General features: G+C 68.7%; 23 protein-coding genes. 6 read left to right on the top strand and 17 right to left on the bottom strand.

Annotated features, from left to right (window positions below):
• Positions 1–109: 109 nt before the first annotated feature.
• Positions 110–673, bottom strand: a complete 564-nt coding sequence (plsY, locus tag RI841_RS05225) for a glycerol-3-phosphate 1-O-acyltransferase PlsY (protein ID WP_310704523.1) — start codon at positions 671–673, stop codon at positions 110–112.
• Positions 674–865: 192 nt separating this feature from the next.
• Here plsY and folB point away from each other — a divergent pair, with 192 nt between their 5' ends.
• Both folB and folK read left to right on the top strand, forming a co-directional pair.
• Positions 866–1,231: a dihydroneopterin aldolase gene (gene folB, locus RI841_RS05220; protein WP_310704520.1), complete on the top strand. Its 366-nt coding sequence runs from the start codon at positions 866–868 to the stop codon at positions 1,229–1,231.
• Positions 1,231–1,749 (top strand): 2-amino-4-hydroxy-6-hydroxymethyldihydropteridine diphosphokinase, encoded by a 519-nt coding sequence (folK, locus tag RI841_RS05215; RefSeq protein WP_310704522.1) that lies wholly within the window; start codon positions 1,231–1,233, stop codon positions 1,747–1,749. Before folB ends, folK begins: the two co-directional genes overlap by 1 nt.
• Before the next feature lie 3 nt (positions 1,750–1,752).
• Here the strand turns inward: folK and RI841_RS05210 are convergent, their stop codons facing one another.
• From RI841_RS05210 to RI841_RS05175, 8 genes are all read right to left on the bottom strand, one after another.
• Positions 1,753–2,907, bottom strand: a complete 1,155-nt coding sequence (locus RI841_RS05210; RefSeq protein ID WP_310704519.1) for a polynucleotide adenylyltransferase — start codon at positions 2,905–2,907, stop codon at positions 1,753–1,755.
• Positions 2,908–2,910: 3 nt separating this feature from the next.
• A complete protein-coding gene (gene glpE / locus RI841_RS05205) occupies positions 2,911–3,234 on the bottom strand; it encodes a thiosulfate sulfurtransferase GlpE (protein ID WP_405000914.1) in 324 nt (107 codons plus the stop codon).
• A 28-nt stretch (positions 3,235–3,262) separates the two neighbouring features.
• Positions 3,263–4,087, bottom strand: a complete 825-nt coding sequence (locus tag RI841_RS05200; protein WP_310704518.1) for a symmetrical bis(5'-nucleosyl)-tetraphosphatase — start codon at positions 4,085–4,087, stop codon at positions 3,263–3,265.
• A gap of 56 nt (positions 4,088–4,143) precedes the next feature.
• On the bottom strand, positions 4,144–4,542 hold the full coding sequence (gene apaG, locus RI841_RS05195; RefSeq protein ID WP_310704517.1) for a Co2+/Mg2+ efflux protein ApaG: 399 nt from the start codon (positions 4,540–4,542) through the stop codon (positions 4,144–4,146).
• A complete protein-coding gene (gene rsmA, locus RI841_RS05190; RefSeq protein WP_310704516.1) occupies positions 4,539–5,357 on the bottom strand; it encodes a 16S rRNA (adenine(1518)-N(6)/adenine(1519)-N(6))-dimethyltransferase RsmA in 819 nt (272 codons plus the stop codon). The genes apaG and rsmA overlap by 4 nt, the downstream gene beginning before the upstream one ends.
• 259 nt (positions 5,358–5,616) lie before the next feature.
• A complete protein-coding gene (pdxA, locus tag RI841_RS05185; protein ID WP_310704515.1) occupies positions 5,617–6,672 on the bottom strand; it encodes a 4-hydroxythreonine-4-phosphate dehydrogenase PdxA in 1,056 nt (351 codons plus the stop codon).
• On the bottom strand, positions 6,669–7,328 hold the full coding sequence (locus tag RI841_RS05180) for a SurA N-terminal domain-containing protein (RefSeq protein ID WP_310704514.1): 660 nt from the start codon (positions 7,326–7,328) through the stop codon (positions 6,669–6,671). Before RI841_RS05180 ends, pdxA begins: the two co-directional genes overlap by 4 nt.
• 32 nt (positions 7,329–7,360) lie before the next feature.
• Positions 7,361–9,805 carry an LPS-assembly protein LptD gene (locus RI841_RS05175; protein WP_310704513.1) on the bottom strand — a complete coding sequence of 815 codons (2,445 nt, stop codon included), beginning with the start codon at positions 9,803–9,805 and terminating at the stop codon, positions 7,361–7,363.
• 165 nt (positions 9,806–9,970) lie between these two features.
• Between RI841_RS05175 and RI841_RS05170 the strand changes: the two genes are divergently transcribed.
• The 3 genes from RI841_RS05170 to RI841_RS05160 all read left to right on the top strand — a co-directional run bounded on the left by RI841_RS05170 (position 9,971) and on the right by RI841_RS05160 (position 12,307).
• Positions 9,971–10,996, top strand: coding sequence for a phosphotransferase (locus RI841_RS05170; RefSeq protein WP_310704512.1), 1,026 nt, complete (start codon positions 9,971–9,973; stop codon positions 10,994–10,996).
• On the top strand, positions 10,993–11,667 hold the full coding sequence (gene murU, locus RI841_RS05165) for an N-acetylmuramate alpha-1-phosphate uridylyltransferase MurU (RefSeq protein ID WP_310704511.1): 675 nt from the start codon (positions 10,993–10,995) through the stop codon (positions 11,665–11,667). Before RI841_RS05170 ends, murU begins: the two co-directional genes overlap by 4 nt.
• A 220-nt stretch (positions 11,668–11,887) precedes the next feature.
• Complete coding sequence (locus RI841_RS05160; RefSeq protein ID WP_310704510.1) at positions 11,888–12,307, top strand: OsmC family protein; 420 nt, start codon at positions 11,888–11,890, stop codon at positions 12,305–12,307.
• A gap of 137 nt (positions 12,308–12,444) precedes the next feature.
• Here RI841_RS05160 and coq7 read toward each other — a convergent pair whose 3' ends face one another.
• From coq7 to phaR, 6 genes are all read right to left on the bottom strand, one after another.
• On the bottom strand, positions 12,445–13,089 hold the full coding sequence (gene coq7 / locus RI841_RS05155) for a 2-polyprenyl-3-methyl-6-methoxy-1,4-benzoquinone monooxygenase (protein WP_310704508.1): 645 nt from the start codon (positions 13,087–13,089) through the stop codon (positions 12,445–12,447).
• Between the two features lie 72 nt (positions 13,090–13,161).
• Positions 13,162–13,503, bottom strand: a complete 342-nt coding sequence (locus RI841_RS05150) for a histidine triad nucleotide-binding protein (protein WP_310704507.1) — start codon at positions 13,501–13,503, stop codon at positions 13,162–13,164.
• A 30-nt stretch (positions 13,504–13,533) separates the two neighbouring features.
• Entirely contained in the window at positions 13,534–14,406 is an 873-nt protein-coding gene (locus RI841_RS05145; RefSeq protein WP_310704506.1) for a phosphoribulokinase, read from the bottom strand.
• A complete protein-coding gene (locus RI841_RS05140) occupies positions 14,406–14,840 on the bottom strand; it encodes a thioesterase family protein (protein ID WP_310704505.1) in 435 nt (144 codons plus the stop codon). The genes RI841_RS05145 and RI841_RS05140 overlap by 1 nt, the downstream gene beginning before the upstream one ends.
• 38 nt (positions 14,841–14,878) lie before the next feature.
• The gene (purD, locus tag RI841_RS05135; RefSeq protein ID WP_310704504.1) at positions 14,879–16,174 is read right to left on the bottom strand and encodes a phosphoribosylamine--glycine ligase; all 1,296 of its coding nucleotides are present in this window, start codon (positions 16,172–16,174) and stop codon (positions 14,879–14,881) included.
• A gap of 69 nt (positions 16,175–16,243) precedes the next feature.
• Positions 16,244–16,708, bottom strand: a complete 465-nt coding sequence (phaR, locus tag RI841_RS05130) for a polyhydroxyalkanoate synthesis repressor PhaR (protein WP_310704503.1) — start codon at positions 16,706–16,708, stop codon at positions 16,244–16,246.
• A 99-nt stretch (positions 16,709–16,807) separates the two neighbouring features.
• On the opposite strand from phaR, the gene RI841_RS05125 reads away from it, so the two are divergent.
• A complete protein-coding gene (locus RI841_RS05125) occupies positions 16,808–17,521 on the top strand; it encodes a 16S rRNA (uracil(1498)-N(3))-methyltransferase (protein WP_310704502.1) in 714 nt (237 codons plus the stop codon).
• Between the two features lie 21 nt (positions 17,522–17,542).
• Here RI841_RS05125 and RI841_RS05120 read toward each other — a convergent pair whose 3' ends face one another.
• Positions 17,543–18,094: an ATP-dependent zinc protease gene (locus tag RI841_RS05120; RefSeq protein ID WP_310704501.1), complete on the bottom strand. Its 552-nt coding sequence runs from the start codon at positions 18,092–18,094 to the stop codon at positions 17,543–17,545.
• A gap of 21 nt (positions 18,095–18,115) precedes the next feature.
• On the bottom strand, positions 18,116–19,174 hold a 1,059-nt coding region (locus RI841_RS05115; protein ID WP_310704500.1), incomplete at its 5' end, for a lytic murein transglycosylase.

The raw sequence follows: 19,174 nt of genomic DNA, 5'->3' as shown, positions 1-19,174 counted from the left end.
AAGCTGGAAGCTGGAAGCTGGAAGCTGGAAGGCAGCATGATCCCGCTCACTGGGAGAAGGGTTTTCTTCCAGCTTCCAGGAGAGAAGCGACGCTCTTCAAGCTTTCAGCTTAAAGGGGTGGCTCATCGCCGCGCCCCAGGCGGCCGATATTGAGCACATGGCGCGCCAGCACCAGCAGCGTGAAGACGATCACCACGCCGGCGAACCCCGGCGCCAGCCACAGGCTGGCCAGCGGCGCCATGGCGGCACTGGCCAGGGAGGCGACGGCCGCCGTCCGCACCCGCCAGGCCAGCAGCATCCACAGCGCGGCACAGCAGAGCGCCACCCAGGGCGTGAGCACCAGCATCACGCCGAAGGCACTGGCCACGCCCTTGCCGCCCCGGAAGCGATGCCAGACCGGGTAACTGTGGCCCAGCAGAACGCCTAGCCCGACCAGCCCCAGCCCCCAAGGCGGTAGGCCGAGTCGCATGGCCAGCCACAGCACCGGCATGCCCTTGACCACGTCCACCACCAGGGTAGCCAGGGCCAGGCGACGGCCATGCAGACGCAGGACATTGGAGAACCCCGGATTGCAGGAGCCTTCCAGCCGGGGATCCCCCACACCGGTCAGGCGGCAAACCGTCAGTGCGCCGAGCCAGGTACCGCTCAGATAGCCAATCGCCATCAGCGGCAGGATGAGGTCGAGTGGCGCCTCCACGGGCGGCCTCCTGTGTGGGGGGAACCGTGATTCTGCCAGCCATGGAGGGTACACGACAGGCCAACCCCGCCGGTGTCGCTCAAGGACTGGCTGGCGTACAATCGGGCGCCTGCAGGCGGACCCGGCGCAACGCCCGGTCCGCAACCTCCAATGGCCCGGGGAGCCCCGATGGATCTTGTGTTGATCGAAACGCTCGAGGTGGACACCGTGATCGGCGTCTATGACTGGGAGCGCACCATCACCCAGACGCTGCGGCTCGACCTGGCGCTGGGCACCGATATCCGCCCCGCAGCGGCCGATGACGACATCGGCCTGACCCTGAACTACGCCGCCATCAGCGAGCGCATCACAGCCTTCGCCGGCGAGCATGGCTTCGCCCTGGTGGAGACTTTCGCCGAACGCCTGGCCAAGACCCTGCGCGACGAGTTTGGCATCCCCTGGTTGCGCCTCACCGTGCGCAAGCCCGGCGCCGTGCCCGCCGCCGACGCGGTGGGCGTCTGTATCGAGCGCGGTAAATGGACGGGGAGCGCCTGATGGCCCGGGTCACCGTCAGCATCGGCAGCAACATCGAGCGCGACCACCACGTCCGGGCCTGCCTGGATGCCCTGGACGAGACCTTCGGCTCGCTTGCCATCTCACGAGTCTTCGAGAGCGAGCCCGTGGGCTTCGTGGACGGTCGCAACTTCTACAACCTGGTGGTGGCCTTCAACAGCGACCGCTCAGTGGGTGAGCTGCAGGCCTGGTGCAAACGGCTGGAGTTCGCCAACGGTCGCCGCAAGGGCGTTCCCAAGTTCAGCCCCCGGACCCTGGACATCGACCTGCTCACCGTGGGCGAGCTGACCGGCTGCCACGATGACGTCGCGCTGCCCCGCGACGAGATCCTCCACCATGCCTTCGTGCTGAAGCCTCTGGCCGAGCTGCTGCCCGAGGCCCACCACCCACTCACCGGCAGGCGCTATCGCGCCCACTGGGACGCCTTCGAGGCCGGCCACCAACGCCTCTGGCCGGTGGAGTTCATTTGGCAGGGCCAACGCATCTCCGCGGCGGACTGAACCTCAGGGTCGCCCACCGGGGCCGTCGAGCACGCCGTCGATGGCCTCCCAGCGCCGCCGGGCGAGTTCTTCACCCAGTTCGCGCCCACGGTAGCCTTCGGCCACCAGGGCCTTTGGCAGGACCTGCCGGGCCAGACGCCAGGCCAGGGCCAGATCCTCAGCCAGTTCCGGCTCTTCCAAGCTCACCAGGCTGATCAGCGGCGCCACCCGATCGCTGCGGCGCCAGGCGTCGATGCCGTCGAGCCAGGCCATCACCCGGGCGCCGTCCAGGCCGTGCCGTGCCACCCGAGCCAGCAGCGTGCGGGTGCGGGCCGCCTGGGTGGCCAGCTCGCGGTAGGCCCGGGGCAGGCGCAGCCGCTCGGCCAGGGCGGCGCGGTCCTCGTCATCCAGGTGCTCCACCAGCCGCGCCCAACGCCAGCGTGCCTGGGCGTTGGCCTCAATATCCTCCGGCAACCGGTGCAGACGCTCCAGCGCCGCGTCGAAGGCCGCCGGGTCGACCACCAGCTCCGGCATCAGCACCGCCAGGGCACCGCAATCGTCGAGCACCTGGAAGTAGACCTCCGGCCAGGGCTCGCCCAGCGCCTTCTCGGTCTCGGTCCAGACGCGCTCGGCCACCAGGTGCGACAGCTCGCCGCTCTCCACCAGCTCGCGCATCAGCCGGCGCGTCTGCTCGGCGATGACGAAACCCAGGCCGGCATAGCGGGCCAGGAAGCGTGCCGTGCGCAGCACCCTGAGCGGGTCCTCGACAAAGGCCGGCGAGACATGGCGTAGCTGCCGCGCCTCCAGGTCGGCCATGCCCCCATGAGGGTCGACCAGGCTGCCCTCCGGGGTCTCGGCCATGGCATTGATGGTCAGGTCCCGGCGTGCCAGGTCCTCTTCCAGGCTCACTTCGGGACTGGCATGAACCTCGAAGCCAGTATAGCCGTGACCCGACTTTCGCTCGGTACGCGCCAGGGCGAACTCCTCGTGACTCTCGGGGTGCAGGAAGACCGGGAAGTCCCGCCCCACGGGCTTGAAACCCCGACGGCGCATCTCCTCCGGCGTAGCCCCTACCACCACCCAGTCGGTGTCCTTGACCGGCCAGCCGAGCCGGGCGTCGCGCACCGCCCCGCCGACCCGGTAGACCTCGAGCCCCTGCAGGTGCGGATCCTCGGTCATGCTTCAGCGCTCCACGCGGTCGGGGTGGCGAAACTGCCAGTCGGTAAAGCCACCATCGAGGCTGTAGACCTCGGCGAAGCCCTGGCCGGCCAGCCAGGCCGCCGCCTGCTGGCTGGAGTGGCCGTGGTAGCAGACCACCACCAGGGGCGCCTCGTGCGACGCCTCCTCGATGAAGGCGCCCACTGTGTGGTTGTCCAGATGGTGACTGCCGGGAATATGGCCCTGGGCGAAGCTCTGCGGGTCGCGGATGTCGACCAGCGCCAGCTCGCGCCGCTCGTCGAGCCAACCGGCCAGGGTCGGGATATCGAGATACTGGAAGGTCATCATGGCAGCCTCGTATCAGGGAAAAGGGATCTCAACGCTGGCGACTCGGAACACTGATACGGCTGCCGCTCTCGAGGTCAAGGGCAGTCAAGCGGCTGCCCCAGACGCAGCCGGTATCCAGCGCCTCGGCGCGTACCCGGCTCGCCGGCGTCTCGCCCTGCAGTGCGGCCCAGTGACCGAACAGCAGCCAGGGGTCATCGTCGCGGGGAAACTGGAACCAGGGGGCGAAGCCCGCCGGGGCACTCTCGAGCCCCTCCTTGGTGGCGAAGTCGAGACAGCCAACGGCATCGATGAAGCGCATGCGGGTGAAGACATTGATGATCATCCGCAGGCGGTCTATGCCGTCGAGGTCGTCGCGCCAGCAGGCCGGCGCGTTGCCGTACATCCGCTCGAGGAAGGCCCCGGCCCGTTCGCCCGTAAGGCGTGATTCGGCCTCGCCGGCCAGCCCTTCGGCCTGCTCGACAGACCACTGCGGCAGCAGACCGGCGTGGGTCATGATGGTCTCGCCGTGGGTCGGCGATCCCCGGCGCACCAGCAGCGGCCGCGACTGAAGCCAGTCCAGCAGACGTTCGCGGTCCGGGGCGGCCAGGATCGCCGAGAGCGTATCCTTGCGGTTCTCACGGGCACCTCCGCGGGCCACCGCCAGCAGGTGCAGGTCGTGGTTGCCAAGCACGGTGTTGGCGGCCTCGCCCAGCGCCATTACCTCGCGCAGGCAGGCCAGCGAGCCGGGGCCGCGATTGACCAGGTCGCCGGCGAGCCAGAGGTGGTCGCGACTCGGGTCGAAGTCGAGCTGTTCGAGCAGGGCAACGAATTCGTCATGACAGCCCTGCAGATCGCCGATGGCATAGGTGGTCATCGCGGCTCCCTGGGGTCCATTAGATAGGGTCGATTCGATGAGTTCGGTTCATGGAGTCAGTGCACCTGGTTGGGCCCGGCCAGCCGGAAGGGGGCGACGACCACTTCGAAGGGACGCTGGCTGGCGGTGTCGACGCAGGTATAGGCGCCCTCCATCACTCCCACCGGACCGTTGAGGATCGCCCTGCTGGTGTAACGGAAGGTCTGGCCGGGGCCGATCAGCGGTTGCTGGCCCACCACCCCCTTGCCACGCACCTCCTGTACCTTGCCGCTGCCTTGGGTGATCTTCCAGTAGCGGGCGAGCAACTGCACGCTATGTCGGGAAGTGTTGTGCACCGTGACGGTGTAGCTGAAGACGAAGCGCTGCTCGTCGGGCGCAGACTCCTCGAGGCGGAAATCCGGTGCTACATCGACGCGGATGGCATGGTCGAGCCCTTCCGGGATGGTCAGGGTCATGAGGCCTCTCCTTGTCCAGCCGCGGCCAGCTGGTTGGCAATGCGCACGAACTCCTCGACGCTGAGCGTCTGGGGGCGCCGCCCCGGGTCGATGCCTAGTGCCTCGAGGGTCGCGGCGTCGACAAGGCCCTTGAGGTTGTTGCGCAGCGTCTTGCGCCGCTGGCCGAAGGCCTGGCGCACCATGTTGAAGAGCAGCACCTCGTCACGCGCCGGATGGGGCAGGGTCTCGTGGGGGGTGAGGCGGACGATGGCCGACTCCACCTTGGGGCGCGGCACGAAGGCCTCCGGCGGCACCGTGAACAGCGCGTCGACCCGGCAATGATACTGGGCCATCACCGATAGACGCCCCCAGTCGGGGCCGCCCGGTGTGGCGGCCAGGCGCTCGACCACCTCCTTCTGCAGCATGAAGTGCATGTCGGCCACGGCATCGCCGGCCTCGAGGAGGTGGACGATCAGCGGCGTGGCGATATTGTAGGGCAGGTTGCCCACCACCCGCAGCGCCGCCCCCTCGCCTCTCAGGGCCCGGAAGTCCACCTTCAGGGCATCGCCCTCATGGATGATGAAACCGGGCTTGTCGAAGAACTGCACGCGCAGGCCAGGAATCAGGTCCCGGTCGAGTTCGATCACCTCGAGGTGGCCGTCGGCCGCCTCGAGCAATGGCTCGGTCAGGGCCCCCTGGCCGGGGCCGATCTCCACCAGCCGGTCGCCGGGGCGGGGCCCGATGGCCCGCACGATACGCGAGATGACGCCGGGGTCGCGCAGGAAGTTCTGGCCGAAGCGCTTGCGGGCCCGGTGAACCGGGGAGCGGGATACCATTCAGGGGTGTCCTTCTATCACTAGGGTCTTGAGCTATTTCCGTGCACGGAGCTTTTCCGGCGACAGGCTTACGAGCAGGCGCTGTGAAGTCATCCCTGTACGCTACCGACGCCCTGCGGCGCTCTTGCGTCCTGCGCCGCTTGCAGGGCCGGTGCTGGCCATCCATGGCCAACCCGTTCGGAGCCGTGCTCCTCACCCCTGGAATCGGACCTTCGCGTCGGTCTATCCCCGGCGCCCCTCGAACGGCCCTGCTTCTCGTTTAGCTACGGCCGCAGCGACTGGCCATCTCGGCGGCCAGGGAGACGGCCACTCGCAGGCTGCCGAGGTCGGCGCGCCCCGTGCCGGCCAGGTCGAGGGCCGTGCCATGGTCCACCGAGGTACGTACCAGCGGCAGCCCCAGAGTGATGTTGGCGGCGCGTCCGAAGCCGGCATATTTCAGCACCGGCAGCCCCTGGTCATGATACATGGCCAGCACCGCATCGGCGCCCTCGAGGTGGTGCGGTGTGAACAGGGTATCGGCGGGCAGCGGACCGTCAAGGGCCAACCCCTCGGCCCGCAGCTCTTCCAGGGCCGGAATGATCACATCCAGCTCCTCGCGGCCCAGGTGGCCGCCCTCTCCGGCATGAGGATTGAGACCGCAGACGGCGATGCGCGGTGCCGTCACGCCGAACCGGCGCTGCAGATCCGCGTGGAGGATGCGCAGCAGGCGCTGGAGCCGGGGAGCGGTGATGGCGTCTGCCACCTCACGCAGCGGCAAGTGCGTGGTGGCCAACGCCACCCTCAGACCCGCCTCACCCTGCCACCCCCCCTCACGGGCATGCAAGGCACTGTCGGTGGCGAGCATCATTACCACCTCCTCCACCCCGCAGGCATCCCGAAGATACTCGGTGTGGCCGCTGAAGCCGGCATGGCCGGCATCGAGGATCACACCCTTGTGCAGCGGAGCCGTGACCATGCCGGCGGCAAGGCCGGACCGGCAGGCGTCGATCGCCACATCCAGGGTCTCGAGGACATGGTCGGCATTGGCGGTGTCGAGCACACCGGGATACGAAGGGGCTCGCAGCGCCACGGGCCAGACCGGCAGCACGCCGCGGCGCGGTGCCGGCGGAGACTCGCCGGAAGCGAGCCGCCGGATTTCCACCCGGCGACCAAGCAAGGCGGCACGCTCGGCCAGCAGGGCCGGATCACCCACCGCCACGATTCGGGCGGGGGTCGTCCCGTCGGCGGCCAGCATCACCGCAAGTTCCGGCCCGATGCCCGCGGGCTCTCCGCAGGTCAGGGCCAGGACCGGGGCATCGCTCGCCCCCCCCCTCAACGCTCCACCAGGCGATTGTCGACGAAGGCCCGGCTGCGGATCTCCTGGATCCACTCCTCCATCTCGGCATTGACCTTGCGCTGGAACAGGGCCTGACGGGCCTGCTCACGACTGGCGCCCTGCTGTTCCACGAAGCGATCCACCTCCCTCTCGGAAATATTGACGCGGCTGGCAACCTGCCGCTGCTGCAGCTGGCGCATCATCAATTCGCGGCGGACCTGATCACGGACCACGGCCAGCGAGAGGCCATCGGCCTCGAGGGCGTCGGCGAACTGGTCCAGCGTCATGCCATTGCTCTCGGCGATGGCCCGCACCTGGCCGTTGAGCTCGGTGTCGTCGACGCTCAGGTTGGCGTCACGGGCCATCTGCAGCTGGATCTCCTCGACGATCATGCGGTCCAGCACCTGCTGACGCAGGACTGCGTCGGACGGCACCCCCTGCTCCTGGCGGGCGATCTGGCTGCGCGTCTGGGCGACGCGTTCCTCGAGCTCGCTCTGCATGATGGCGCCATCGTTGACCACCGCCACGATGCGATCCAGTGTCTGGCGACCCAGCGACTGTGTGTCCGTGGAGCCCGTAACCTGTGCCAGCCCCGCCAGGGGCAGGGCGGCCAGGCACAGGGCCAGGGCCAGGGTGGCGATACGTCGACTGCGCATGTCTCTCTTTCCTCTCGTCATTGTCGAATGTCTCAGGGCCGGCCGAGGGCGGTGGCCCGATACCCCGGGATCGCCTCCTCGAAGTAGCTGTCGGCCTCACCGCCAACGCCACCCAGACCCTTGAACACGAAGCGCAGGAAGACCCCGCGGTCGGTAAGGTCATCCTCGATGGTGTTCGCGGTGTCGTTGTCGTCGATCCACTCGCGCCAGACCAGCTGCAGACCATAGCAGCAGTCATTCCACTGAACACCCGCCAGCTGCTCCAGGGCGCGGTCGTTGGTGTTGTCGTAGAGCAGCCGGCCGATCAGGTCCAGGCGGCGGCTGGCCTTCCAGGCGAACGAGAGGTCGACCTCCTCGCGGTGGTAGTTGACCACGTCCTCATCCTCCTGGGACGGGTCGAAGCCTTCGAGTTGCCAGCGATAGCCGAAGTTCAGTACGTGGCCGGCATCCGCGCGGTACTGCAGCGCCAGCGAGGTGCTCTCGGTCTGCTCGCGATGGTCGTCATAGAGCCACTGCCAGCGCGAGCGCCAATGGTCGGTGAGCTGCCAGTCGACCCGGGTGACCAGCGGCGAGCGCTCGCGAGTCGCCCGATAGTAGTCCATCTCGCGAGTCTCGGGATCCGGCAGGGTATCCGGGTCGCCCGCCATGTCGATAGTGCGATCCTCCAGGTAGTAGGCCTGCCCCATCCCCGCCGAGAGCTGCTCGCGCCCACTCGCATCAGCCAGCAGCCGCGACTCTAGACCCAGGGAGACGCGATGGAGATCGCCCACCCGGTCGCTCCCGGAGAAACGGTAGGGCGACCACAGCTGGTTCCAGGAGAAGGCCCGTTCCGCGGTGTCGAAATCCGGAAAGTCGGTCTGGTCGCGTGCCGGCACATAGGCGTAGTTGAGGCGCGGCTCCAGGGTCTGGCGATAGCCGCGCCCGCCCAGGTGCAGCTCCCGCTCGAACACCAGCCCTCCGTCCAGGGTGGCGACCGGCACGCTGCGGGTGAGGCCCTCGTCGCGCTCGGTGTCGCGCCCGCCATAGTCGAGCTGGTAGGCGGTGGCGAGCCACTCGAGGCGCGGCTCCAAGTGGCCCCAACTTCCATCGAGGCGCCAGCCGGCGACCGGCGAGAGGTGCAGGCGGGTCCCGTTGGCCGCCTCACGAATGGGGACCGTCGTCTCGTCCACGTCGCGCCAGAAGTGGGTGGCATTGGAGCGCCACTGCTGGTAGAAGCCGCTCTCCTGGGACCAGCGGGCCTTGGCGGTCAGGCTGGGGAGCCGGTAGAAGGGCTTGTCGCGCTCGAGCAGCGGGTCGTCGAGCTTCTGGTACCCCTGCGCCCTGGCCTGCAGCTGCCAGACGTCGCCGCGGTGGTCGAGCTGAGCGAGCCGCGGCATGCTGCCGGTAATGCCCTCGCCAAAGCCGCGCCCGAAGTCGTCGAAGTAGCGCCCGTCGCTGGCCGCCCCGTAGCGGAGCCGGTAGCGGGTGCGGGCATCGAAGCGGCCCGCATGGCGATAGTCGAGGTACCAGCGGGCATCGCCATTCGCCAGCGCCGAGGCGTCGGAGGCCTCGTCTCTCGCCTTGCGGTCATCGGCGATATAGGCCCCTTCGATCTGCCCCGCATCCTGCTCGAACAGGTAACGGTACTCGCCGCCCAGCAGCAGGCCACGGTCGCTGATCCAGCGCGGCATAAGGGTCGCGTCATGGTTCGGCGCGATGTTCCAATAGAGGGGCTGGGCATAGTCCAGTGAGTCGGTCGCGAGGCCGATTGTCGGCCACAGGAAGCCGGTCTGGCGGCGCTCGTCGAGGGGGAAGCGCACCCAGGGCCAGTAGAAGACCGGCACCTTGCCCATCTCCAGCCGGGCATGGGTCGCGGTGCCGACACCGCGCTCGCGGTCGAGCAGGATATCATGGCCCACCAGGCGCCAGAGGTCGCTGCCCGGCTCGCAGGTGGTGAAGCTCGCCTCGGTGAGGCGATAGCGGCCATCCTCGAGGCGGGCCAGGCGTACCGCATCGCCGCGCAGACGCTGCTCATGGGCCACGTAGTGGGCCGTATCGATGCTGGCAGCATCGCTGGTCAGCGATAGCTCGGCAGCCTCGCCGCGCACCAGCAGGCCGCTGTCGCGCAGTGCCAGGGGGCCCTTGGCATAGGCAGTCTCACGGCTGCGGGGCACGCGCACACGCGGCGCCTCGAGCTGGGCATTGCCGCGACGCAACAGCACCTCCCCACTGAGAAGCGTCTCGCCCTCCTCACCGTAGTCGGCGCTGTCGGACTCGCTGGCGACCTTATCGCCGGGCGGTGGCGGCAGCCGGTAGTCCGGCATCACATAGCGGCCGCGACAAAGCGCGTCGGCCGGGCGCGTATCGCCCCAGGGCTGCCAGTCCAACTGGCCGGCCGGCAGTGGCGCGGGCGGCGCCGCCACCAGAGGCGCGCTCACCAGGCCGGTACAGGTCAGGCCTGCCAGGGCCGTCCATGTCCACGAGTGTCGCTTGCCCATGCTCCACGATGTCCTTGGCGGGGTGAATCGGTATTATACAGGCCGCATCCGGCCTGTCCTGCCGGCATGGGCCCTGCCATCGCCGACGCTGTCGGGAATTCAGCATGCGGGGCCTCCAAGGGGGCGTCAACTGCCCCGCCTTTTCACACAAGGAGCCAGACGACGATGCCAGAAGCCACCGACCCGACGCGACTGGAACGCCTGCGCCAGTGGGCTGCCCACCGCCACGAGCTCCCGGCATCCGCCATCGCGGTGCGACTCGCGGCCGGCGACGCCAGCTTCCGACGCTACTTCCGCCTGCAGCTACCCGACGGCACCATCCGCATGCTGATGGATGCCCCGCCCGACCGGGAGGACAGCCGCCCCTTCGTGACCATCGCCGAGTGCTGGCGCTCGGCCGGCCTGCCGGTGCCGGCCCTGCATGGCGTGGACCTGGCGGAAGGCTTCATCGAGCTCGATGACCTGGGCGACACGCCGCTACAGGCGTGCTTCCAGGGCGACGACGCCCCCGCCACCCTGGCCTGGCATGAACGCGCCCTCGAGCTGATCCACGCACTGCAGAATCGTGCCCCCGTCGAGGGGCTGCCCGCCTATGACGCCGCCCTGCTCGGCCGCGAGCTCGACCTCTTCCCCGACTGGTGCCTAGGAGAATGGCTGGGCATGGCCGCCCCGCCGGGCTGGGCGGCACTGCGCGAGGCCTTGATCGCCGAAGCCCTGGCCCAGCCGGTCGTCGCGGTGCATCGCGACTTCGACGCCATGAACCTGATGGTGCAGGATGAAGCCCTGCACCTGATCGACTTCCAGGACGCCGTGGCCGGCCCGCTCAGCTATGACCTGATCTCGCTGCTGCGCGGCCGCTACTGCTGCTTTCCCCCGGCCCGATTCGCCGCCTGGGTGGAGGCCTTCAGGGTGCGCGCCGTCACCGACGGCCGACTGACCGGCAGGGTCGATCCCGCGACCTTCCATCGCCAGGCACAGGCCATGGCCGCCCAGCGCGCGCTCAAGGTGCTGGGCATCTTCTGCCGGCTGACCCTGCGCGACGCCCGCGAGGGTTACCTCGAGCGGCTGCCGCACTTCCTCGGACACCTGGAGGATAGCCTCGCCGACCTGCCCGGCCACAAGGGCCTGCGCACCTGGCTCGCCGACACCTTCCGCCCGGCGCTGGCGGCGCGACTGGAGGCCGGCGCATGAGGGCAATGATCCTGGCCGCGGGACTCGGCACCCGCATGCGCCCGCTCACCGACCACTACCCCAAGCCGCTGCTCAAGGTAGGCGGCAAGCCGCTGATCGTCCACCATCTGGAGCGCCTGCGGGCGGGCGGCATCCGCGAGGTAGTGATCAACGTCAGCTACCGCGCGGAGCAGATCATCACGGCGCTGGGTGACGGCGACGCCTTCGGGATGCGTATCGCCTGGAGCCGGGAGGCGAGACCGCTGGAGACCGGTGGCGGCATCCGCCAGGCGCTGCCCCTGCTCGGCGAGGCCCCCTTCCTGCTGGTCAACGGCGACGTCTGGTGCGAGCTGGACCCGGCAGAACTGCCTGCCCTGGGCGGCGACCTGGCCCGGCTGGTGCTGGTGGACAACCCCGACCACCATCCGCGGGGCGACTTTCGCCTGGACGCCGATGGCCGAGTGCATGCCGAGGGCGAGCCACGGCTCACCTTCGCCGGCATCAGCCTGCTCGACCCGGCGCTGGTGGCAGACGAGCCCCCCGGCGCCTTCGCCCTGGCGCCGCTGCTGCGGCGTGCCATGGCCGAGGGACGCGTCGGCGGCCACCACCATCGTGGCGCCTGGGTCGATGTGGGCACGCCAGATCGTCTTGCGGCACTAGCGCAGTGGCTGCAGGCAAGGCACAAGCAGTGACTCGAAGCGAGAGGCGTCGGGGACAGGCCGAAGAGGGGGTCCTACGCCAGGGATGGCGTCGGTAGCGCCCAGGGAGGGGTTCACAGCGCCCCCTCGCAGGCCTGTCGCCGATAAAGCCTCAAGCGATATGCGAGCAATGCGCCGGGGCTGAGCACAGGAGCCGCAGCTGCTATGCTCGCTGACCTGCTGTCATCGAACTCAACTGAAGGAAGCCGAGCCCATGAAAGCCAGCGTGAAATGGACCGATGGTCGTCAATTCGTTGCCGAAAGCGGCAGCGGCCACAGCGTGGTCATCGACGGCCCCCCCGACCACGGCGGCCGCAATACCGGCCCAAGGCCCATGGAGCTGCTGCTGATGGGCATGGGCGGCTGCACCTCCTTCGACATCCTCAACATCCTCGAGAAGGCTCGCGCCGACGTCACCGACTGCGTGGCCAGCCTCGAGGCCGAGCGCGCCGACGAGGTCCCCAGTGTCTTCACGAAGATCCACGTGCACTTTACCGTCAGCGGCAAGGGCCTGAAGGAGAAGCAGGTGGCGCGAGCCGTGGAGCTCTCGGCCGAGAAGTACTGCAGCGCCTCGATCATGCTGGTCAAGGGCGGGGTTGAGATTACCCACTCCTTCACCATCGTCGAGGAATAAGCTGGAAGCTGGAAGCTGGAAGCTGGAAGCTGGAAGCTGGAAGCTGGAAGCTGGAAGGCAGAATGTTGATGTTGCCATCAGTCTCCTAATCAGGGAGCTTCTTCCAGCTTCCAGCCGCGGAGCGGCGCTCTTCAAGCTTATAGCTTGTAAACGCTGGTGGTCATCACCTTAGACATCAGCTTCATGCCCAGCTTGACCGGGGCGGGGAAGCGGGCGCCACCGGCCTCCAGGGCCAGCTGGGCATGGTGGGCCTCGTCGATGGCCATCTGGCGCAACACCGCCCGGGAGCGATGGTCCCCCGGCGGCAGCTTGACCAGGTGCTCCTCCAGGTGGTGGCCCACCTGCTCCTCGGTGGCGGCCACGAAGCCCAGGCTGATGCGGTCGCCCACCGCGCCGGCCGTGGCGCCGAGGCCAAAGGAGGCCAGGTAGAACAGCGGATTGAGCAGGCTGGGCCGGTCATGCAGCTCCTGCAGTCGGGCATCGCACCAGGCCAGGTGGTCGATCTCCTCCTGGGCGGCCTGCTCCATCTGGCCGCGCACCTCCGGCAGCGTGGCGGTTAGCCCCTGGCCCTGATAGAGGGCCTGAGCACACACCTCACCGGTATGGTTAATGCGCATCAGCCCGGCGGCGTGCCGTCGCTCCTCGTCGCTCAGCGTCTCGTCGCGGACCTCATCGGTCGCCGGCGAGGGGCGCGAGGGCTCGGCCGCATGTGACACCAGGGTCCTCAATACGGTATCGAACTGGTGGATCAGGTTATCGGTGCGGGAAAGGGAGCGGGTCATGGCGGGTCTCTCGAGAATGCACCTGATGTGTCGTACGCCCGGTCACGCGCGGCGCGAGCCGCAAAGCGCCAGCTAGCCAGCCGGCCAAGTGAAGCGACGCCCCCCCATCAAGTGCATATGAACATGATAGACGGTCTGGCCACCCTGGTCATTGCAGTTCATCACCACCCGGTAGCCCTCCTCGGCGAAGCCCTGCTCCGCCGCCAGCTTCGCGGCCGTGTACTGCAGCCGGCCCACCAGTTCCAGGTCCCCCTCCTCGATGTCGTTGAGGGTGGCAATATGCTGCTTGGGCACGATCAGCATGTGGGTAGGCGCCTGGGGATTGATGTCGTTGAAGGCCAGCACCGCATCGTCCTCGTAGACGATGTCGGCGGGAATCTCGCGATCGATGATCTTGCAGAACAGGCAATCCATGGGAGTCGTTCCTCTCGGTCGGGTCTCGAGTCAGCGGAATCGCCGCTGGGCGAGCAGGTGGCGGACCAGCGGCCCCAGGATAAGCTCCATGGCCAGCGACAGCCGCGACCCCGGCACCACCAGGGTGTGCGGCCGGCTCATGAAGGCATCCTGGATCATCGCCAGCAGGTAGGGGAAGTCCACCGTGGCCGGATCACGGAAGCGAATCACCACGAAGGACTCGGCGTCGGTGGGGATGTCCTGCACCTCGAAAGGGTTGGAGGTATCCACCGTGGGCACCCGCTGGAAGTTGATGTGGGTGCGCGAGAACTGGGGTTGAATGTAACGCACGTAGTCGTCCATGCGACCCAGGATGGTATCGATCACCGCCTCCTGGGCGTAGCCACGATGACGCATGTCGCGATCGATCTTCTGGATCCACTCCAGGTTCATGGTCGGCGCCACCCCCACCAGCAGGTCCACGTGGCGGGCAATGTCGAGCTCGGCGGTGACCAGCCCCCCGTGCAGGCCCTCGTAGAACAGCAGGTCCGTGCCACAGGGCAGCGGCTGCCATTCGGTGAAGGTACCCACCTGGTAGCCGGCCTCGATCATCTGCTTGTCTTCGGCATGGATATAGTGGCGGTAGGTGCCGTTGCCATGCTCGCCGTACTCCTGGAACAGCGCCTCGAGCCGGTCGAGCAGGTTGGCCTCCACGGCGAAGTGGGAGAGCTCGTCCTTGCGCTCGGGCTCGTCGAGGAGCAGCCGCGCCAACTCCTGCCGGGTATAGCGGTGAAAGGCGTCGCCGTCGACGAAGGCGGCATGCACGGCCTCCCGGGCGAACATGCGCTCGAAGGTGCGCTTCACCGTGGTCGTGCCGGCACCGGAGGAGCCGGTCAGGGCGATGATCGGATACTCCCGGGACATCAGCTCGCTCCTGTCAGGGCTTCCCGCACGCCAGCCGGGATGACCACCGGTCGACCGCTCTGCGGGTCGACCAGCATCAGGTTGATGCGGGCCGTGGCCACCGTTGCGCCATCCGCCTCGCGCAGGACGCGATGGTAGACGCCGATCGCCTTGCGTCCCGGCGCAGGGATGGCCGTCTCCACCACCAGGGCATCGGGCCAGCGCGTCTCCGCCTGGTACTGCACGGCAAGATCCGCCGCCACGCAGGGATAACCGCCGAGGTCCCACTCGCGCAGGCCCCGCGACGCGAGGGCCGCCACGCGAGCCTCGTGCAGCAGCGACACCAGCGCATCATGGCCCAGATGGCGACCATAGTTCATGTCGGTGATGCGCACCGTCAGCGGGTGACGGTGCACCACGTCATCCGCGGGAAAGCTCAGTCTGACACGCTCCATGCTCGCTCCTGCTCGTGTTGTGTCGGGACCGCATGCCGTCAGGCGTCAGCGCGCTCCCGGGCGATGGCCCGGTGGGCGATGTCGTGGCGGAAGAGCACGTCGGGCCAGGCGATCTCGGCCACCCCCCGGTAGGCCAGGTCGCGGGCCGCTCCGACGCCGTCGCCCAGGGCGGTGACGCACAGCACCCGTCCCCCGGCGGTGACCACCCGGCCCTGCGCATCCTCGGCGGTGCCGGCATGGAAGACCTTGCAGCCGGTGGCCTCGGCGGCCTCCAGCCCCTCGATGGCATCTCCCTTGCGGTAGCTGCCCGGGTAGCCGCCGGCAGCCAGTACCACGCCCACCGCGGCCCGCGGGTCCCAGTCGCAGGCACGGCCGGCCAGTTCGCCGCGGGCCCCGGCCAGGCACAACTCGGCGAGGTCTGACGCCAGGCGCAGCATGATCGGCTGGGTTTCGGGGTCGCCGAAGCGGCAGTTGTACTCGATGACCCTGGGATTGCCCTCGGCGTCGATCATCAGGCCGGCGTAGAGGAAGCCGGTGTAGGGGTGCCCCTCTTCGGCCATGCCCTGCACCGTGGGCCGGATGACCTGCGCCATGATGCGCTCGAAGACCTCGTCGGTGACCACCGGCGCCGGGGAGTAGGCGCCCATGCCGCCGGTGTTGGGGCCGGTGTCGCCGTCGCCGACCCGCTTGTGGTCCTGGCTGGTGGCCATGGGCAGGATTGTCTCGCCATCGACCATGACGATGAAGCTCGCCTCCTCGCCCTCGAGGAACGCCTCGATCACCACCCGGGCCCCGGCATCGCCGAAGGCATTGGCCTCGAGCATGTCGCGTATCGCCGCCTCGGCCTCATCAAGGGTCATGGCGACGATAACGCCCTTGCCGGCGGCCAGGCCGTCGGCCTTGATGACGATGGGCGCGCCCATCTCCTCGAGATACTCGAGGGCCGGCTCGACCGCGGTGAAGCTGCGGTAGTCGGCGGTGGGGATGGCATGCCGGGCCAGGAAATCCTTGGAGAAGGCCTTGGACCCCTCGAGCTGTGCCGCGCCGGCCGTCGGCCCGAAGATCGCCAGACCCGCCTCGCGGAAGCAGTCGACCACGCCCTCGACCAGCGGCGCCTCGGGCCCGACGATGGTCAGCGCCACCTCCTGCGCCCGGGCGAAGGCCACCAGGCCCGCCAGGTCGGAGACACCGATGTCGACATTCTCGAGGCCCGGCTCCCGGGCCGTGCCGGCATTGCCGGGCGCCACGAAGACGGTCTCCACCCGCGGAGACTGGGCGACCTTCCAGGCCAGGGCGTGTTCGCGGCCACCGCCGCCGATGATCAGGACCTTCATCCGCTGTGCTACCTCAAACCGTGCAATAAACGTCGCGGCATTATGTCAGAAACTCGCCCGGGGCGCCGCTCAGGGCTTGTTGCCGCCCTTGTCGTCCTCGTCCGGGGGACCGGCCTGGTTGATGGTCTTCTGCCAGAACTTCATGTTCTCTTCGGCCAGCTCGCGCATCAACTCTATGGGCGAATGTCGCATGGCCTGCTGCCACTGGTCCTGCATGCGCTGCTGCTGCTCGAGCATCAGCTTGGTGCCCTGCTCCAGGTAGCGGGACAGGGGCAAGGGCTGGGCCATGTCATAGACGCGAATGAACTGGGCGAGCAGGTCGTTGGAAAACACCTGCGCATCACCGTCGGCCTGCTCCTGCTCGATGATGATCGACAGCAGGATGGTGCGGGTCAGGTCCTCGCCGCTCTTGGCATCCTCCACGCGGAAGGGCACCTCGTCGAGGATCAGGCCGCGCAGGTCCTCGAGGGTCACATAGCGGCTCTGTTCGGTATCATAGAGCCTGCGGTTGGCATACTTGCGAATCACGCGCACGGCGCTGCTCCTTGTTATACGAAGGGGCGGCTGCCCCTGTAGGGCTATTGTGCACCGCGACACCCACCATGCAAGGCATAGCCGCCAACGCGAGGCCCCATGAACCTGATCCTGCTCTCTGCCGATGACATCGAGAACGACCGCCTGGCCCGGGTTCGCGACCCGCGGCGCCTGGCCCACCTGCGCGAGGTGCATCGGGCGAGTCCCGGCGACATCCTGACGCTGGGCATCGAAGGGGGGCGCCTGGGGCGCGGGGAACTGCTGGCCCTGGACGATGGCGAGGCCCTGTTCGACGTCGCCGCCCTGGACCAGGCACCGCCGCCGGCGCTGCCGGTGCATCTGGTGCTCGCCCTGCCCCGCCCACGGATGCTGGCCCGCACCCTCGAGCACGTCACCGCCCTCGGCGTGAAGCACATCACCCTGCTCAACACGCGCCGCGTGGAGAAGAGCTACTGGCAGTCACCGGAACTCGGCGAGGAGAAGATCCACCGCCACCTGGTGCTCGGCCTGGAGCAGGCCCGCGATACCCGGCTGCCGGAGGTGGTCCTGGCCAAGGGGTTTCGCCCCTTCGTCGAGGAGCGGCTGCCCGGCCTACTGGCCGAGCGCCGTGGCCTGGTGGCCCACCCCGGCCTGCCCGGCGACTGCCCCCGCGGCCTCGACGAACCCGTCCTGCTACTGGTGGGCCCGGAGGGGGGCTTCATCCCCTGGGAAGTGGAACGGCTGCTCGCGGCAGGCTGCGAGGGCATCCACCTGGGCCCGCGCATCCTGCGGGTGGAGACCGCCGTGACGGCGCTGCTCGCCCGGCTCTTCTGACCTCACGCTCTGGAGGAGGGCCTAGTCGTCCTCGTCCGGGTCGTGAGCGACGAACGGGAAATCCTCGTCGCAGTCGGGCTCGCTGAGGAAGGTCTCGCGCACGTCGAGCAGCCCCAGGTGGCCGATGGAGCGGCGCCCGAGCAGCAGCGGGTAGTTCATCTCCTCGCGGTCTCGCAGGCTGAACTGCTCCTCGTAGACGGTATCGCCCAGGCAGACCTTCATCAGCACCACCGGCCGCTCGTCACGGCCGCCGGCCCCGCGCACCCGGAGGTCGCGGTAGAGCGGCAACTCCATGCGCTCGGAGAAGGTCTCGCCGCTGGCCTCGTCCTCGAGCCTGAGGCGAAAGCGGACCCACTCCTCGCCCTGCCTGTCGAAGACCTCGATATCGCGGGCGTCCAGCGATGAGGTCAGGGCCCCGCTGTCGAGCTTGGCCTTCACCTCCACGCCCCAGGGCTCCAGGGTCGCCTTCTCCACCCAGCCGAAGACCCTCTCCTCGTCGTCGGCGATGGCCAGGGACGCAGCGCTCAACAGCAGGGCGGCCAGCAGGGGCAGGCCGATACCTGTCAGGGTCATGGTCTCCTCCGGGTCAGGGGTTCAGCGCTTCAGGCGCTCGAGCAGGTTGCGGGTGGCGAAGCCATCCGGGGTGGTACCGATGGCGGCCTGAAACTCGCGCAGGCCCCGGCGGGTGTTGGGGCCCATGATGCCGTCCGGTGTGCCCACCTCGAAGCCACGCTGGTTGAGCAAGCGCTGCATCTCGCGCACCTGGCTGCGGCTCAGCGGCTGCTCTTCCCGGGGCCACCCCTGCACCACCCCCTCACGGCCGGCAATCTCCTCGGCCAGGGTGCCCACCGCCAGGGCGTAGCTGGTGGCGTTGTTGTAGCGCAGGATGGCGCGGAAGTTGGGGCCCACCAGGAAGGCCGGGCCATCGGCCCCGCCGGGCACGATCACCGAGGCCGCCGCGAAATCGGGCAGCGGCTCCTCGTCCAGCATGCGCACGCCGCGTTCGGCCCAGTCGCGGCTGGGGCGACGGGTAGCGAGCTCGGTCTCGGCGTAGTCGAAGCCATCGGGGAGGCGGACCTCGGTGCCCCAGGGCTGCCCCGTCTGCCAGCCGGCCCGATCGAGGTAGTGGGCGGTGGAGGCCATCACGTCCGGTATGCTGCCCCAGATGTCACGCCGCCCGTCGCCGTCGCCATCCACGGCATAGGCTTCGAAGCTCGAGGGGATGAACTGGGTGTGTCCCATGGCACCGGCCCAGGAGCCCTGCATGCGCTCGGGCGAGATATCCCCGGCCTCCACAATGCGCAGCGCCGCGAGCAGCTCGCCACGGGCGAAGGCGCGGCGGCGGCCGTCGTAGGCCAGGGTGGCCAGGGCCTCCAGGGTCGAGAAGTCGCCGAAGTTGCCGCCGTAGTTGCTCTCGATGCCCCAGATGGCGACGATCACCTCGGCGGGCACCCCGTAGCGCCGCTCCATCTCCCGGGCCGTGGCACGATACGCATCCAGGCGATCCCGCCCCGTGGTCACCCGGGTCGCCGAGACGGCGCTGTCCAGGTAGTCCCAGATCGACCGCACGAACTCCGGTTGGGAGCGGTCGAGCTCGATCACCCGCGGCCGATAGCGCAGGCCGTCCAGGGCCCGTGCCAGGGTCGCCTCGCC

Origin of the sequence: Halomonas sp. (genome assembly GCF_031581305.1) — a bacterium.
GTDB lineage: Bacteria > Pseudomonadota > Gammaproteobacteria > Pseudomonadales > Halomonadaceae > Halomonas.
Note: the sequence above shows the minus strand (reverse complement) of the source record. Positions and strands in the feature narration are given on the sequence as shown.